The organism is Pseudomonas muyukensis (genome assembly GCF_019139535.1).
In the GTDB taxonomy this organism is placed as follows: Bacteria; Pseudomonadota; Gammaproteobacteria; order Pseudomonadales; family Pseudomonadaceae; genus Aquipseudomonas; species Aquipseudomonas muyukensis.
Window position 1 is genome coordinate 394,608 of record NZ_CP077073.1, and the last position, 15,847, is coordinate 410,454.

The 15,847-nt window shown below is 66.8% G+C and carries 16 protein-coding genes; 9 read left to right on the top strand and 7 right to left on the bottom strand.

Annotated features, from left to right (window positions below):
• Positions 1–23 precede the first annotated feature (23 nt).
• Genes KSS95_RS01855 through KSS95_RS01865 form a run of 3 tightly spaced genes read left to right on the top strand, consistent with a single transcriptional unit; the run spans position 24 to position 3,690 of the window.
• The gene (locus tag KSS95_RS01855; protein WP_217851137.1) at positions 24–1,838 is read left to right on the top strand and encodes a sensor histidine kinase; all 1,815 of its coding nucleotides are present in this window, start codon (positions 24–26) and stop codon (positions 1,836–1,838) included.
• Entirely contained in the window at positions 1,835–3,238 is a 1,404-nt protein-coding gene (locus KSS95_RS01860; RefSeq protein WP_217851139.1) for a sigma-54-dependent transcriptional regulator, read from the top strand. The genes KSS95_RS01855 and KSS95_RS01860 overlap by 4 nt, the downstream gene beginning before the upstream one ends.
• Positions 3,235–3,690, top strand: a complete 456-nt coding sequence (locus KSS95_RS01865) for a thioesterase domain-containing protein (protein WP_217851141.1) — start codon at positions 3,235–3,237, stop codon at positions 3,688–3,690. Before KSS95_RS01860 ends, KSS95_RS01865 begins: the two co-directional genes overlap by 4 nt.
• A 121-nt stretch (positions 3,691–3,811) precedes the next feature.
• Here the strand turns inward: KSS95_RS01865 and cysQ are convergent, their stop codons facing one another.
• Positions 3,812–4,645, bottom strand: coding sequence for a 3'(2'),5'-bisphosphate nucleotidase CysQ (gene cysQ, locus KSS95_RS01870; RefSeq protein WP_217851143.1), 834 nt, complete (start codon positions 4,643–4,645; stop codon positions 3,812–3,814).
• Complete coding sequence (gene nudE / locus KSS95_RS01875) at positions 4,642–5,208, bottom strand: ADP compounds hydrolase NudE (protein ID WP_217851145.1); 567 nt, start codon at positions 5,206–5,208, stop codon at positions 4,642–4,644. The genes cysQ and nudE overlap by 4 nt, the downstream gene beginning before the upstream one ends.
• A 64-nt stretch (positions 5,209–5,272) precedes the next feature.
• Between nudE and yrfG the strand changes: the two genes are divergently transcribed.
• Positions 5,273–5,935 (top strand): GMP/IMP nucleotidase, encoded by a 663-nt coding sequence (gene yrfG / locus KSS95_RS01880; protein WP_217851146.1) that lies wholly within the window; start codon positions 5,273–5,275, stop codon positions 5,933–5,935.
• Between the two features lie 109 nt (positions 5,936–6,044).
• On the opposite strand, the gene lysM is transcribed toward yrfG, so the two are convergent.
• Entirely contained in the window at positions 6,045–6,485 is a 441-nt protein-coding gene (lysM, locus tag KSS95_RS01885) for a peptidoglycan-binding protein LysM (RefSeq protein WP_217851148.1), read from the bottom strand.
• A 174-nt stretch (positions 6,486–6,659) separates the two neighbouring features.
• On the opposite strand from lysM, the gene fdhD reads away from it, so the two are divergent.
• The 5 genes from fdhD to KSS95_RS01910 all read left to right on the top strand — a co-directional run bounded on the left by fdhD (position 6,660) and on the right by KSS95_RS01910 (position 12,495).
• Complete coding sequence (fdhD, locus tag KSS95_RS01890) at positions 6,660–7,487, top strand: formate dehydrogenase accessory sulfurtransferase FdhD (RefSeq protein ID WP_217851150.1); 828 nt, start codon at positions 6,660–6,662, stop codon at positions 7,485–7,487.
• Between the two features lie 8 nt (positions 7,488–7,495).
• Positions 7,496–9,841 carry an FdhF/YdeP family oxidoreductase gene (locus KSS95_RS01895; RefSeq protein WP_217851152.1) on the top strand — a complete coding sequence of 782 codons (2,346 nt, stop codon included), beginning with the start codon at positions 7,496–7,498 and terminating at the stop codon, positions 9,839–9,841.
• Positions 9,842–10,223: 382 nt separating this feature from the next.
• A complete protein-coding gene (locus tag KSS95_RS01900) occupies positions 10,224–10,700 on the top strand; it encodes a YMGG-like glycine zipper-containing protein (protein ID WP_217851154.1) in 477 nt (158 codons plus the stop codon).
• Between the two features lie 210 nt (positions 10,701–10,910).
• Complete coding sequence (locus tag KSS95_RS01905) at positions 10,911–11,720, top strand: CheR family methyltransferase (RefSeq protein ID WP_217851156.1); 810 nt, start codon at positions 10,911–10,913, stop codon at positions 11,718–11,720.
• A gap of 118 nt (positions 11,721–11,838) precedes the next feature.
• The gene (locus KSS95_RS01910; protein WP_217851158.1) at positions 11,839–12,495 is read left to right on the top strand and encodes a response regulator; all 657 of its coding nucleotides are present in this window, start codon (positions 11,839–11,841) and stop codon (positions 12,493–12,495) included.
• Here the strand turns inward: KSS95_RS01910 and KSS95_RS01915 are convergent.
• The 4 genes from KSS95_RS01915 to cysT form a co-directional block, all read right to left on the bottom strand.
• Positions 12,485–12,919 carry an acyl-CoA thioesterase gene (locus tag KSS95_RS01915; protein ID WP_217851160.1) on the bottom strand — a complete coding sequence of 145 codons (435 nt, stop codon included), beginning with the start codon at positions 12,917–12,919 and terminating at the stop codon, positions 12,485–12,487. The two genes, KSS95_RS01910 and KSS95_RS01915, sit on opposite strands and share 11 nt — an antisense overlap.
• A gap of 120 nt (positions 12,920–13,039) precedes the next feature.
• Positions 13,040–14,029, bottom strand: a complete 990-nt coding sequence (locus KSS95_RS01920) for a sulfate/molybdate ABC transporter ATP-binding protein (RefSeq protein WP_217851162.1) — start codon at positions 14,027–14,029, stop codon at positions 13,040–13,042.
• Positions 14,030–14,032: 3 nt separating this feature from the next.
• Complete coding sequence (cysW, locus tag KSS95_RS01925; RefSeq protein ID WP_217851163.1) at positions 14,033–14,905, bottom strand: sulfate ABC transporter permease subunit CysW; 873 nt, start codon at positions 14,903–14,905, stop codon at positions 14,033–14,035.
• A 13-nt stretch (positions 14,906–14,918) separates the two neighbouring features.
• Positions 14,919–15,737 carry a sulfate ABC transporter permease subunit CysT gene (gene cysT, locus KSS95_RS01930; protein WP_217851165.1) on the bottom strand — a complete coding sequence of 273 codons (819 nt, stop codon included), beginning with the start codon at positions 15,735–15,737 and terminating at the stop codon, positions 14,919–14,921.
• Between the last annotated feature and the right edge of the window lie 110 nt (positions 15,738–15,847).

Consider the following 15,847-nt stretch of genomic DNA (forward strand, 5'->3'; position numbering starts at 1 on the left):
ACTTTTCTGGCGCAATGACCGCGATGATTCCACGACCCACGCCTCCACGCCGCCCCCGCTGGCGCAGCCTGGCCTTGCTGGCGCTGTGCCTGGCGCCGCTGCTGTGGCCGCTGCACCACCTGGCACAGCGTTACTACCAGGACGAACTGGCCTCGCAGAACCGCCAGACCCTCGACCTCTACGTGGCCAACCTGCTCGGCACCCTGCACCGCTACGAGACCCTGCCGCAGATCCTCGGCGACCTGCCGGCGCTGCGCGGCGTGCTGGCCGACCCATTGCGCCTGGAGTCGGTGACCAACGCCAACCGCCTGCTCAAGGACATCGCCCACCAGACCGGCGCCGAGGTGATGTACCTGATGGACGTCAGCGGCAACACCCTGGCGGCCTCCAACTGGGACAAACAGGACAGTTTCGTCGGCCGCAACTTCTCGTTCCGCCCGTACTTCATCGAAGCCATGGACGGCCGCCTGGGGCGCTTCTTCGGCCAGGGCACCACCTCGGCCAAGCGCGGCTACTTCTTCGCTGCCGCCGTGCACGACCGTGAGCGGGTCATCGGCGTGCTGGTGGTCAAGGTCGACCTCGACCACACCGAAACCCTGTGGGGCCGCACCCCGGAGCAATTGCTGCTGACCGACCAGAACGGCGTGGTGGTGCTCACCTCGCGCCCGGACTGGCGCTTTCGCGCCACCCGCGCGCTGAGCGATGCCGAGCGCCAGGCGATCATCGCCATCCAGCCCTACCCGACCCAGGCCCCACAACCGCTGAGCCTGAACCCTGACGCCTGGCTGACCCAGACCCGCAACATCCAGGAGACCGGCTGGCAGGTGAGCATCCTCGCCCCACGCCAGCTGGTGGACCGCTCGGTGCAGACCGTCATGGCCATCGGCGCCGGCGCGCTGCTGGTGACCATGCTGCTGGCCGGCCTGGTGATGCAGCGCCGACGCCACTACATCGACCGCATCGACTTCGAAGCCCGCGCCCGCCAGGAGCTGGAAAACCGCGTGATCGAGCGCACCGCCGACCTGGAGGGCCTCAACACCCGGCTCAAGAGCGCCGTGCTGGAGCGGGAGAATGCCCAGCAGGAGCTGGTGCGCGCCCAGGACGAACTGGTCCAGGCCGGCAAGCTGTCGGTGCTGGGCACCATGTCGGCGAGCATCAGCCACGAGCTCAACCAGCCGCTGGCGGCGATCCGCAGCTACGCCGAGAACGCCGAGATTCTCCTCGACCACCAGCGCACCGACGATGTGCGCGGCAACCTCAAGCTGATTGGCGAACTGACCGGGCGCATGGCCTCGATCATCACCCATCTGCGCGCCTTCGCCCGCCGCGACCAACACGCCCCGGAAAGCGTGGCCCTGCAACCGGCGCTGGACGACGCCCTGGCACTGCTGGCCAAGCGGCGCCGGGCCATGGCCGTGGAGCTGGTGCGCGACCTGCCCGAGGCCACCCTATGGGTGCAGGCCGGCGAAACGCGGCTGCGCCAGGTACTTGGCAACCTGCTGGCCAATGCCCTCGACGCCCTCACCGAAAAAGCCAACCCGCGCAAGCTGTGGCTGAGTGCCGAACGCCAGGATGACTGCGTCTACCTGTACATTCGCGACAATGGCCCAGGCTTCAGTCGCCAGGCCCTGGAGCATGCCAAGGAGCCGTTCTTCACCACCAAGACCCGCACCCAGGGCTTGGGGTTGGGGCTGGCCATCTGCGAAAGCCTGATGCACGCGCTGGGCGGCGAGCTGCTGCTGGGCAACCACCCGGAAGGCGGCGCCCTGCTGACCCTGCGCATGCGCGTGGCCAAGCCCGGCGCCAACCTGCAATCCTCGGAGGACACCTCGGCATGACCGAGACACTGATCGACAGCCGCGCCCAGGTGATCCTGGTCGACGATGACCCCCACCTGCGCCAGGCACTGAGCCAGACCCTCGACCTGGCCGGGCTCAAGGTAGTGGCGCTGGCCGATGCCCAGGGCCTGGCCGGGCGCATCGAGCAGGACTGGCCGGGGGTGGTGGTCAGCGATATCCGCATGCCCGGTATCGATGGCCTGCAACTGCTCGAGCAACTGCATGGCCGCGACAACGAACTGCCGGTGCTGCTGATCACCGGCCACGGCGATGTGCCGTTGGCGGTGCAGGCGATGCGCGCCGGGGCCTATGATTTTCTCGAGAAACCCTTCGCCAGCGACGCCCTGCTCGACAGCGTCCGCCGGGCCCTGGCCCTGCGCCGCCTGGTGCTGGACAACCGCAGCCTGCGCCTGGCCCTGAGCGACCGCCAGCAACTGGCCACGCGCCTGGTCGGCCAGTCGCCGGGCATGCAGCGCCTGCGCGAGCAGATCGGCGCCCTGGCCGCCACCCGTGCCGATGTGCTGATTCTCGGCGAGACCGGCGCCGGCAAGGAGGTGGTGGCCCGCGCCCTGCACGACCTGTCGAGCCGCCGCGACGGGCCGTTCGTGGCGATCAACGCCGGCGCCCTGGCCGAGTCGGTGGTCGAGAGCGAGCTGTTCGGCCATGAGCCGGGGGCGTTCACCGGCGCGCAGAAGCGCCGCATCGGCAAGTTCGAGTTCGCCAACGGCGGCACGCTGTTCCTCGACGAGATCGAGAGCATGAGCCTCGACGTGCAGGTCAAGCTGCTGCGCCTGTTGCAGGAGCGGGTGGTCGAGCGCCTCGGCGGCAACCAACTGATCCCACTGGATATCCGCATCATCGCCGCGACCAAGGAGGACCTGCGCCAGGCCGCCGACCAGGGGCGCTTCCGCGCCGACCTGTACTACCGCCTGAATGTCGCGCCGCTGCGTATCCCCGCGTTGCGCGAGCGCGGCGACGACATTCTCGTGCTGTTCCAGCACTTCGCCAACGCCGCCAGCGAGCGCCACGGCCTGTCGCCCCACAGCCTGCAACCGGCGCAGCGCGCCGTGCTGCTGCGCCACGACTGGCCGGGCAACGTGCGCGAGCTGCAGAACGCCGCCGAACGCTTCGCCCTCGGCCTGGAGCTGGCCCTCGATGGCCAGGAGCCGGCGGCGGCCCATGACATCCAGGTGCCCGCGCCGACCGGCAACCTCAGCGAACAGGTCGAGCAGTTCGAGCGCTCGCTGATCGCCGCCGAGCTGGGCCAACCACACAACTCGATGCGCAGCCTCGCCGAAGCCCTCGGCATCCCGCGCAAGACTCTGCACGACAAGCTGCGCAAGCACGGCCTGAGCTTCGACGGCGGCGGGCACGACGAACAGGAGGACAACCGTCCATGAGCACCGACAGCCAGTACCTGCAGTCCGTACTGCACGGCGATATTCCGCTGACCCGCGAGATGGGGATGGAAGTCATCGATTGGCAGCAGCATTGCCTGCGCCTGAAGTTGCCCCTGGCGCCCAACGTCAACCACAAGAGCACCATGTTCGGCGGCAGCCTGTACTGCGGCGCGGTGCTGGTGGGGTGGGGCTGGCTGCACCTGCGCTTGCGCGAACTGGGCATCGATGACGGGCATATCGTCATCCAGGAGGGGCAGATCAGTTATCCGCTGCCGGTCACCGGGACGGCGGTGGCACAGTGCCCGGCGCCGGACCAGAAGACCTGGGAGCGGTTCCTGACCATGTACCAGCGTCGCGGGCGGGCGAGGCTGACGCTGGAGACGGTGGTGAGCAACGAGGGGAACGACGAGCCTGCCGTGAAATTCAGTGGCCAGTACGTTTTGCATCGCTGAAGGTTTGGGGGCGCTTCGTACCCCTTTCCGACGCCTCGGCAAGGCCGCTCCTACAGGGAAACGTGATCCCCTGTAGGAGCGGCCTTGTGTCGCGATGGGCTGCAAAGCAGCCCCGGCTATCTCAAGCTCGGATCGCGTCTGCCAGCTCGACCAACGCCTGCCGCCAGCCGGCAGCCTTGGGCAACGCCAGGAAAAACGGATTGAGCAACGACTCCCGCGGCGGATACCGGAACGACGATCCATCCAGCCCGATCACCTCGCCCCCGGCCCCTTCCAGCACGCCCTGGGCAGCCGCCGTATCCCACTGCGAAGTCGGCGCCAACCGCGGATAACAGTCGGCACTGCCTTCGGCCAGCAGGCAGAACTTCAGCGAACTGCCGATATTGGCCAGCTCCAGCTCACCCACCGCACCACTCAATCCGGCCAGCAGGGTCTCCTGCTGCGCGCTGGTATGCCGGCGGCTGGCGACGACGGTAAACTTCGTCCCCTGCGCCGGCGCGTTGCGTACCTGGATCGGCTGCGCGGCGCCATCACGCTCCACACGCCAAGCCCCCAGGTCGCGGCCACCGCAATAACAGCGGCCATTAGTCGGCATCGCCACCACCCCAAACACCACTTCGCCATGCTCGATCAGCGCGATGTTGACGGTGAACTCCTCGCTGCCGGCGATGAACTCCTTGGTGCCATCCAAAGGATCGACCAGCCACCAACGCTGCCAGCCTTCACGGGTGGCCAGCGGAATCTCGCAGTCTTCCTCGGACAGCACCGGAATCTGCGGTGCCAATGCCTGCAGGCCCTCGGCGATAACCCGATGGGCCGCCAGGTCGGCAGCGGTCACCGGTGAATCGTCGGCCTTGTTGCTTACTGCCACATCAGCGCGCCAGAACGGCAGGGTCGCCTCGCCGGCCAACAGGGCGAGCTTGACCACGTCCTGCATCAGTTGCCGATCATTCATACGCTGAGCACCCCACGCTGGATCAGCAGGTCCCGGGCCAGGTACAGCGCCGCCAATGCCCGGCCTTCGGTGAACTGCGGGTGCATGGCCAAGGCCGACAGTTCGCGCAGGTTGACCTTGTCGACCCGCATCGGCTCAGGCTCGTCGCCTTCCAGGCGCTCTTCGTACAGGTCGGTGGCCAGCACCACCTGGATCTTCTGGCTCATGTAGCCGGGCGACAGCGACAGTTCGGTCAGGTGCTCCAGCTGGCGCGCGCCAAACCCGGCCTCTTCCTTGAGTTCGCGGTCGGCGGCGGCCAGCACGTCCTCGCCCGGCTCGATCAGGCCCTTGGGCAGGGACAGCTCGTATTCGTCGGTGCCGCCGCAGTACTCCTCGACCAGTACCGCATGCTCGGCGTCGAGCATGGCCACGATCATCACCGCGCCATAGCCGTTGCCACGCCCGACCAGGCGCTCGTAGGTGCGCTCGGCGCCGTTGGCGAAGCGCAACTGCACGGCTTCGACACGGAACAGGCGGCTGCTGGCGACAATCTCGCGATTGAGGACGGTGGGTTTCTGGCGCATGGGGCGGCTCCTTGGCGTGAACGGGTTACTATACCGTGGCTTGCCGACTGATCGAGAGTTTCCCATGCCCGTTCTTCCCTGGTCTGCCATCGATACCGTCCTGCTGGACATGGACGGCACCCTGCTCGACCTGCACTACGACAACCGCTTCTGGCTGGAACACCTGCCCCAGCGCTATGCCGAGCTGCATGGCGTGAGCCGGGCCATGGCCGAAATGGAGCTGCAACCGCTGTTCGAGCGCCACGCCGGCACGCTCAACTGGTACTGCCTGGACTTCTGGAGCCACGAGCTGCGCCTGCCGATTCGCGCACTCAAACAGGAGATCGCCGAGTTGATCGCGCTCAAGCCCGACGCCGACACCTTCTTGGCCGCCGTTCGTCAGGCAGGCAAGCGCGTGGTGATGATCACCAATGCGCACCGCGACTCGCTGTCGCTGAAACTGGAGCGGGTGGAGTTGGCGCCGTATTTCGAACGGCTGATCAGCTCCCATGACTACGGCTACCCAAAGGAGAGCCCGCAGTTCTGGGACGCGTTGCAGGCGGACATCGGCTTCGACCCGGCGCGCAGCCTGTTCATCGACGACACCCTGGCGATCCTGCGCAGTGCCCGGCAGTTTGGCGTCGGGCATCTGCTGGCGGTGCGCCAGCCGGATAGCCGCGCCGCGCCGCGGGATACCCAGGAGTTTGCGGCGGTGGAAGATTACCGGACCTTGCTGGAAGGGTTGTAACGACGCATTCACCCCGTAGGAGCGGCTTCAGCCGCGATCACCCGCGAAGCGGGTGCCGAGCACCGCGATGCCCGCATCGCGGCTGAAGCCGCTCCTACCGGCGAACCCATCACTCCGGAATACGCAGCACCTGCCCCGGATAGATCTTATTTGGGTCCTTCAGCATCGGCTTGTTCGCCTCGAAGATCTTGTTGTACTTGTTGGCGTCGCCATACACCCGCTTGGAAATGGCACTGAGGGTGTCGCCCTTCTCGACCTCGACGAACCGCGCCGCCTGAGCCACCGGCCCGGTAACGGTGATCTGGTCGTCCACCGAGGCCACGCCGGCGATGTTGCCCGCGGCCAGGATGATCTTCTCCTTTTCTTCCTGGCTGCTCACCTCACCCTTGAGGATCACCTTGTCGCCCTCTACAGTGGCGGAGATGTTCGGGTTGCCCAGGCCAACGTCCTGGACGTGCTTCTTCAACTGCTCCTCGGCATTGGCATTACCCGGTGTCAGCAGGTCGATCAACTTCTCGCCGGCTTCCTTCACGAAACTGAACAGGCTCATGTGGCGCTCCTTGATGATGAATCCATGGAAGCAGCAGTCTAGGCCAGGATCGCCCAACCCGCCGCCCTGCGACTGATCGACGCGCTCTATCACGGGATAGACGCTAGCGATTAGACGCCCTCGGCCCAGAGGCCTAGGCTGGTGGGGTCAAACTGCCAGCCGGTATTCACCCCGATGAACAGCAAGCCACCGGTCTGCGCGGCGTCCACGCCCCTCGCCCTGCCCGCCGCCAGCAACACCTACGACTACGCCCAACTGTCCGACGCAAGCCGCGACAGCACCCCGCTGGCCGAGGAAGTCGCCCTGGCCATTGTCTACAACGGCCTCAACCAGGCGGTGATGCTGGTCAGCCCCACCGACTTGGAAGACTTCGCCGTGGGCTTCAGCGTCGGCAGCGGCATCGTCGCCAGCACCGATGAAATCTATGACGTGAAGCTCTCCGGCAGCGGCTCGGCGTTGTACGCCGACCTGGAGATCTCCAGCCGCGCGTTCTGGAACCTCAAGGACCAGCGCCGCCAGCTGGCCGGCACCAGCGGCTGCGGCCTGTGCGGGGTCGAAGCCCTGGAGCAGGCGCTGCCCGAACTCAACGTGCTGCCCGGGGCGCCGCTGCCGCCGGCGCACTGGCTCAAGGACCTGCGCCAGCGCATCGATGCCTTCCAGCCCCTCGGCCAGCATTGCGGCGCGGTGCACGCGGCGCTGTTCATGGACCGCGACGGCCAGCTGCTGCTGGGCCGCGAGGACATCGGCCGGCACAACGCCCTGGACAAGCTGATCGGCGCCCTGCTGCGCCAACGCATCGACAGCGAAGGTGGGCTGGCCATCGTCACCAGCCGCTGCAGCCTGGAGCTGATCCAGAAAGTCCTGCGCGCTGGTATCCAGACCCTGGTCAGCCTCTCGGCCCCCACCGGCCTTGCCCTGCAATGGGCGCGCAAGCACAACCTCAACCTCATCCACCTGCCCAAACACAGCGCACCGCGGGTCTTCAGCCCAGCGGCGGAGTAGCAACAGCCGTGACCTCGTACGAAAAACTGCCCGACAACGCCCCCGCCGCCTCCCCCCGCTACCAACCCTACCCCGGCCCCGCCGGCGGCTGGGGCGCACTGCGCAGCGTGGCCAAGGCCTGGGTCGGCAGCGACAATGCCCTGAAGAACATCCGCGCCCTGCTCAAGACCAACCAGAACGGCGGCTTCGACTGCCCCGGCTGCGCCTGGGGCGACTCGCCCGAGAGCGGCATGGTCAAGTTCTGCGAAAACGGCGCCAAGGCGGTCAACTGGGAAGCCACCAAGCGCCGCGTCGACGCGGCGTTCTTCGCCCGCTACAGCGTCAGCGCGCTGCTCACGCAGAGCGACTACTGGCTCGAATACCAGGGCCGGCTGACCGAGCCGATGGTCTACGACCCGCTCAGCGACCGCTACCAGCCGATCGAATGGGACGCGGCCTTCGCCCTGATCGCCCGTCACCTGAACGACCTGACCAGCCCCGACCAGGCCGAGTTCTACACCTCGGGCCGGGCCAGCAACGAGGCGGCCTACCTCTACCAGCTGTTCGTGCGCGCCTACGGCACCAACAACTTCCCGGACTGCTCGAACATGTGCCACGAGGCCAGCGGCGTGGCCCTGGGGCAAAGCGTCGGCGTGGGCAAGGGCACCGTCACCTACGATGACTTCGAACACGCCGATGCGATCTTCGTCTGGGGCCAGAACCCCGGCACCAACCACCCGCGCATGCTCGACCCGCTGCGCGACGCGGTGAAGCGCGGCGCCCAGGTGGTCTGCGTCAACCCGCTCAAGGAACGCGGCCTGGAGCGCTTCCAGCACCCGCAGAACCCGCTGGAGATGCTGACCAACAGCGACCGCCCGACCAACACGGCCTTCTTCCGCCCGGCCCTGGGTGGCGACATGGCGCTGCTGCGCGGCATGGCCAAGTTCCTCCTGCAGTGGGAACGCGAAGCGCAGGCCAAGGGCGAGCCGGCAATCTTCGACCATGCCTTCATCGCCGAACATGGCCACGGCGTGGCGCAGTACCTGGCGGTGGTCGACGCCACGTCCTGGGAGCAGATCCAGGCGCAATCGGGCCTGACCCTGGCCGACATCGAGCTGTCGGCGCGCATGTACTGCAAGGGCAAGCGGGTGATCATGTGCTGGGCCATGGGCATCACCCAGCACCGCCATTCGGTGCCGACCATCCAGGAAATCGTCAACCTCATGCTGCTGCGCGGCAACCTCGGCGTGGCGGGTGCCGGCCTGTGCCCGGTACGTGGCCACAGCAACGTGCAAGGCGACCGCACCATGGGCATCAACGAGCGCCCACCGGTGGCGCTGCTCGATGCCTTGGAACAGCGCTTCGGCTTTGCCGTGCCCCGCCACAACGGCCACAACACGGTGGAGGCGATCCACGCCATGCTCGAAGGCCGGGCCAAGGTGTTCATCGGCCTGGGCGGCAACTTCGCCCAAGCCACCCCGGACACCGAGCGCACCGCCCAGGCCTTGCGCAACTGCGAGCTGACCGTGCACATCAGCACCAAGCTCAACCGCAGCCACCTGGTGCACGGCAAGCAGGCACTGATCCTGCCGTGCCTGGGCCGCACCGATATCGACCTGCAGGGCGAAGGCCCGCAGGCGGTGACGGTGGAAGACTCGTTCAGCATGGTTCATGCCTCCAACGGCCAGCTCAAGCCGCTGTCCCGGCAGATGCGCTCGGAGCCTGCGGTGGTCGCCGGTATCGCCGCCGCCACCTTGGGCAAGCAGCCGGTGGACTGGCATTGGCTGGTGGCCGACTACGATCGCATCCGCGAGCTGATTGCCGACACCATCCCAGGTTTCGCCGACTTCAATCAGCGCCTGCGCCTGCCCGGTGGTTTCTACCTGGGCAACAGCGCCGGCAGCCGCCAGTGGAAGACCGCCAGCGGCCGCGCCAACTTCAAGGCCAACCTGCTGCCCGACAGCCTGCTCGACGAACGCGTGCGCGCCAGCGGCCAGGTGCCGGACCTGATCCTGCAGTCGATGCGCTCCCACGACCAGTACAACACCACCATCTACGGCATGGACGACCGCTACCGCGGCGTGCGCGGCCAGCGCGACGTGCTGTTCGTCAACGAGGCCGACATCGTGCGCCTGGGCTTCCAGCCGGGGCAGAAGGTCGACATCGTCTCGCTGTGGGGGGATGCCCATGTGCGCCGGGTGCATGGCTTCACCTTGCTGGCGTTCGATATTCCGGCGGGGCAGGCGGCGGCCTACTATCCAGAGGTGAACCCGCTGGTGCCGCTGGAGAGCATCGGCGATGGCAGCCACACGCCGACGTCGAAGTTCATCGCCATCAAGCTGGAGCGTGCGCGGGACGACGGGCGTATTGTCTGAACCGTACTCCAGACGCACGGCCCCTGTAGGAGCGGCCTTGTGTCGCGATGGGGCGCGCAGCGGCCCTAGATTTCAGCTGCGCCGCGTAGTTTCAGCTGCGCCGCATAGATGGCCGGGGCCGCTGCGCGGCCCTTTCGCGACACAAGGCCGCTCCTACAAGGGCCCGCCAAGCCCCCTGAACGCCACCCACAAAAAAGCCCCGGTCCGCAACGGCTCAGGGCTTTGTCATAAATACCTCAGACCGCCGAAAATCGAGAAAGTTTCATACATAATTCAATAAGTTAGAGAATTGTGTACAACTCGTGCTACTCGTCGGATTTCCATTGCAAGCCCATTCGCCGAGCCTCACATTCCGCCTCGTCATCCCCTTGAGGCTCTCTTGATGAAGAAGTACTCCTCGATTCTGTTGTTGTCTTTCAGCTTGCTCAGCGGCGTTGCCATGGCAGGCGGCACCACCGAGGCCGGCATTGGCGGCGCATTGGGTGGGGTACTGGGCTCCGTGGTGGGCAACTCCATCGGCGGTAGCACCGGCGGCGCCATTGGTGCCGGCCTGGGCGGCGCAGCCGGCGGTGCCCTGGGCGCCGACAAGCGCCAGCGTGGCGAAGCCGCCATCGGTGGCGCCCTGGGCGCGGCCGGCGGCAACGTGGTCGGTCGCTCCATGGGCGGCACCACCGGTAGCTATATCGGTGCCGCGGCCGGCGGTGGCGCCGGTGGCGCACTGGGTAACTACATGGGCAACAAGGCCGACGAAGACGAGCGCCATGAGCGCCGCTACCGTCGCGGCTACGACGACCGCCGCCACTATGACCGTGGCCACCACTACGGCCACCGCAAGCACAAGCGTCACTGGCGCGACTGATCGCCAGCCTTACGCCTGATGCCTAAGGCCCCGCCCTCACCGGCGGGGCCTTTTCGTTGCTGCCTGCGCCAGGGGATTAAGGGCCGCCCCGATATGGAGGCTACTAGCCACTAGTTATTATCCGCCCTTCAAACCATGCACAGGACGCAGGGAATGCGCGCGATCGTCACCGATCCGATCTGTTCGGCCCAGGCCAGGGATACCTGACCGATGCCTGGCCGCCGCCCGCCCCTGCTCAGCGAAGCCGGTTTTGCGAACATTCGCCAGCGGGTCGAGCAAGCCACCGGCGTGCACCTGGCCGATGACCGCCGCACCGGCGTGGCCGCCCGCCTGCACCAGCGGCTCAAGGCCCTGCGGCTGACGCAGTTCGAGCAGTACCTGGCAGTGCTCGACGGCCCCGCTGGCCCGGGTGAGCTCGAACACCTGCTGCGCCTGCTGGTTGCCCGCGACAGTTACTTCTTCCGTGAACACCGCCACTTCGAATGCCTGGCCCACTGGCTGGCCACGCTGGAACATCCGCCGCGCCTGTGGAGCGCCGCCTGTGCCAGCGGCGAAGAGGCCTGGAGCCTGGCCATGGTCGCCGCGCAAAGCTCGCGGCTGCCGGGCTGGCAGGTGCTGGCCAGCGACTTCGACCCTCAGTTGCTGGCGCGCGCCGCCACCGGCATCTACGACATAGCCCAGGCCCGCTACTTCCCCGAAGGCTGGCTGGTCCGCCATTGTCTGTGCGGGGTCGGCGAGACGGCGGGGCGCCTGCGCATCGCGTCATCGCTGCGCGAGCGCGTACGCTTCGAGGCGATCAACCTGATCCGCACCCTGCCGGCTCACCTTGGCAGCTTCGATGCCATCCTGTTGCGCAACCTGCTGGCGAACCTGGCGCCACCGTACAAGGCCAAGCTGCTGCCGCGCCTGCTGGAACACCTGCGCCCGGGCGGGCTGCTGATCATCAGCCATAGCGAGAGCATCCACGGGCTGGACCTGCCGCTGCGGCCACTGCTGCCGTCAGTGTTCGAGCGCCTATGATCAGAGGTACTGCCGCGCCGCTCGGCAGACAAGGACTGATCGCGCACCCGCGCGGCAGTGCGCTTTGGGATCGAGCCAGCCTGCCGCCCCCCTTCCCTTGCGAAACAGGCCCTTATCCATGCCCTGCCGAATCCTCCTTGCCGATCAATCGCCGCTCTTTCGCGCCGGGCTGCGCGCCCTGCTCGAGCAGAAGAAAGACTTCGTCGTGGTGGGCGATACCGGCGATGCCATGGCCGCCGTGAGCCTGGCCGAAAAGCTCAAGCCCGACATCGTGGTGCTCGACATGAGTGGCGAACTGGACAGCCAGCAGGCCTTGCAGGAACTGTTCATCCGTGTGCCCGGCAGCCGGGTCCTGATGTTCTCGGCACGTTCGGAACTGGACCACGTGATGAACTGCCTGCAACTGGGCGCCCACGGTTTCCTGTTGAAGAACGCGCCGGTGGTCGAGCTCGAACAGGCCCTGCAGACCTTGCGTGGCGGTGGCCAGTACCTGTGCTCGGCGGTACTGCCAATGGTCATAGGCCAGGCCCTCAAGCACAGCCGCAAGCGCACCACCGCCCAGGCCCCGGCTCAGCCGTTGACCACCCGCCAGCTGGAGATCCTGCGCCTGATCGCCCGCGGCGAGACCACCCGCTCCATCGCCGACGGCCTGGGCCTGAGCATCAAGACTGTCGAGGCCCACCGCTCGCAGATCATGCACCGCCTGCAGATCCACGATGTGCCCGGGCTGGTGTTGTTCGCCGTGCGCGAAGGGATCATCCGCCTCAACGATTGAGCGACAGCCCGGCGAGGATCAGTTGCAAAGCCTCGGGCAGCACTGCCGGCCGCCCCGAGGCACGCTCGATGAACACCTGGACCAGGGTGCCCGCCGCGCAGGCCTCGGCCTCACCGGGGCGGAACAGCGCCAGGCGGAACTCCACCGTGCTGCCCGCCAGGCGCGTCACCCCCAGGCCCACCTCGAGCACGTCCGGGAAGCCCGGCAAGGCGAAGAAGTCGGCCGCCGAGCTGACCACGAAAGCGGCCAGCTCGCCGTCGCGCAGGTCCAGCTCGGCCTGCTCCACGAGGAAGGCCTGGATGGCGGTTTCGAAGAAACCGTGCACGGTGGAGCCGGCGAGATGGCCGTTGAGGTCGTTGTCCTGCGGGCGGGTGAGGATGGGGTGGAAGTGGGAGAAGGCGTCGCGTTGCGGCGATTCGGTCATGGCAACATCCTGGGCTGTCTTCGACATGTCGTGGCAGCTTCCCACACTGCGCCGCAAACGCCTATCACCCTGTAGGCGCCGGCGTTGCCGGCGCCTTCGCCGCCCAGGTCATCCTCAGGCTCAGATATCCGCCACCTTCTGCCACACCTTCGGCCGGAAGAACAACGTCTCGCCCCGCGCCAGCCCGGTCAGGCTGTCGTGGTCCTTGACCACTTCGGCCTCGATCAGCTCGCTCTGCCCTTCTACTTTCAAGGTCACCCGGGTGGTCGCGCCTAGCGGGCGGATATCACGCACTTCGGCGGCATGGTGCCCCTCGGTTTCATGGCGCGACAGCGACACCTCGTGCGGGCGGAACAGCACATGCTGCCCCTCGGCCAGCGCCAGGCGGTTGGAGTCGCCGAGGAAGTGGTAGACGAAGTCATTGGCCGGCTGCTCGTACACCTCGCCCGGCGAGCCGATCTGCTCGATCACGCCCTTGTTCATCACCACGATGCGGTCGGCGACTTCCATGGCTTCTTCCTGGTCGTGGGTGACGAACACCGAGGTCAGGTTGATGTCCTCGTGCAGCCGCGCCAGCCAGCGGCGCAGCTCCTTGCGCACCTTGGCATCCAGCGCGCCGAACGGTTCGTCGAGCAGCAGCACCTTGGGCTCCACCGCCAGGGCGCGGGCCAAAGCGATACGCTGGCGCTGGCCGCCGGACAATTGCTCGGGGTAGCGGTCGGACAGCCAGTCGAGCTGGACCATGTTCAGCAGCTCATGGACCTTCTCGGCGATCTTGCTTTCGCTCGGGCGCTCGCCCTTGGGCTTCATGCGCAGGCCAAAGGCGACGTTGTCGAACACGCTCATGTGGCGAAACAGGGCATAGTGCTGGAACACGAAACCGACGTTGCGATCGCGCACGTCGTGGCCGGAAACATCCTCGCCATGGAACACGATGCTGCCGTTATCCGGGGTCTCGAGCCCGGCGATGATCCGCAGCAGGGTGGTCTTGCCGCAGCCGGACGGGCCGAGCAAGGCCACCAGTTCACCGCTGTGGATATCCAGGTTGATGTTGTCCAGGGCCTGGAAGCTGTTGAAGCGCTTGCTGACGTTACGTACTTCGATCGACATGAATCATTCCTCCGCGGCGCTGTGGCGCAGGCGGTTAATACGGTTCTCGCTCCACTGCTTGAGCAGCAGGATGAAGAGCGCCAGGATCAGCAACAGGCTGGCCACGCTGAAGGCCGCGACATGGTTGTACTCGTTGTAGAGGATCTCCACGTGCAGCGGCAAGGTGTTGGTGACGCCGCGAATGTGCCCGGACACCACCGACACCGCGCCGAACTCGCCCATGGCCCGGGCGGTGCACAGCACCACGCCGTAGATCAGGCCCCACTTGATGTTCGGCAGGGTCACGTGCCAGAACATCTGCCAGCCGTTGGCGCCGAGCAGGCGCGCGGCCTCCTCCTCCTGGGTGCCCTGCTCCTGCATCAGCGGGATCAGTTCACGGGCCACGAACGGCACGGTGACGAAGATGGTCGCCAGGACGATGCCCGGCAGGGCGAAGACGATCTGGATGTCGTGGTCCTGCAACCACGGGCCGAACAGGCCCTGGGCGCCGAACATCAGCACGTAGACCAGGCCGGCGATCACCGGCGACACCGAGAACGGCAGGTCGATCAGGGTCACCAGCACGCTCTTGCCGCGGAAGCTGTACTTGCTCACGCACCAGGCGGCGGATACCCCGAACACCAGGTTCAGCGGCACCGAGATGGCCACCGCCAGCAAGGTCAGCTTCAGCGCAGAGAGCGCGTCGGGCTCGAAGATCGCCTCGAAGAAGGTGCCGAAGCCGTTCTTCAGCGCCTGCGACACCACGATCACCAGCGGCAGCGCCAGGAACAGCGCGAAGACGATCCAGCCCAGGGTGATCAGCACACGGCGCGAGGTGGCGCTGCCACGCCGGGCGGCGTTGGCGGCGGCGGTCGCGCCAAGGGAAGACGAAGACATTACCGGGCCTCCTTCAAGGGGTTTCGATGCGCCGCTGCAACAGGTTGATCAGCAGCAGCAGGATGAAGGAAACCACCAGCATCAGCACGCCGATGGCGGTGGCGCCGGTGTAGTCGTACTGGTCGAGCTTGACCATGATCAGCAGCGGCAGGATCTCGGTCTTCATCGGCATGTTGCCGGCGATGAAGATCACCGAGCCGTACTCGCCGACACCCCGGGCGAAGGCCAGGGCGAAGCCGGTGAGCCAGGCGGGCAGCAAGGCCGGAGCGAGGATGTGGCGGAACACCTGCAACGGTTTCGCGCCCAGGCAGGCAGCGGCTTCCTCGACTTCCCGCGGGATGTCCGCCAGCACCGGCTGCACCGTGCGCACCACGAACGGCAGGGTGACGAAGGTCAGCGCCAGGGTGATGCCCAGCGGCGTGTAGGCGATCTTGAAACCCAGGTCGGTGGCGAACTGGCCGACCCAGCCCGACGGGGCATACAGGGCGGTCAAGGCAATACCGGCGACGGCGGTGGGCAGGGCGAACGGCAGGTCGATCATGGCGTCGATGACCTTGCGCCCGGGGAAGGTATAGCGCACCAGCACCCAGGCCAGCAGGGTGCCGATCACGCCATTGATGATGGCGGCGAACAGGGCGGTGCCGAAACTCAGCTTCAGCGCGGCGATGACCCGCGGCGCGCTGACGATGTTCCAGAACTGCTCCCAGGTGAGCTGCGAGGCATGAATGAACATGGCCGCCAGCGGTATCAGCACGATCAGGCTGAGATACACCAAGGTGTAGCCCAGTGTCAGCCCGAAGCCGGGTATGACGGGGGAAATGCGACGTGACATAAAGGTCCCTGGTTGAACGCACGAAGCCCGGGAGCGCTCCCGGGCCGGTGCAGGCTTCTGAATCCTGGGGCTGCTGCGCAGCCCTTTCGCGACACAAGGCCGCTCCTACA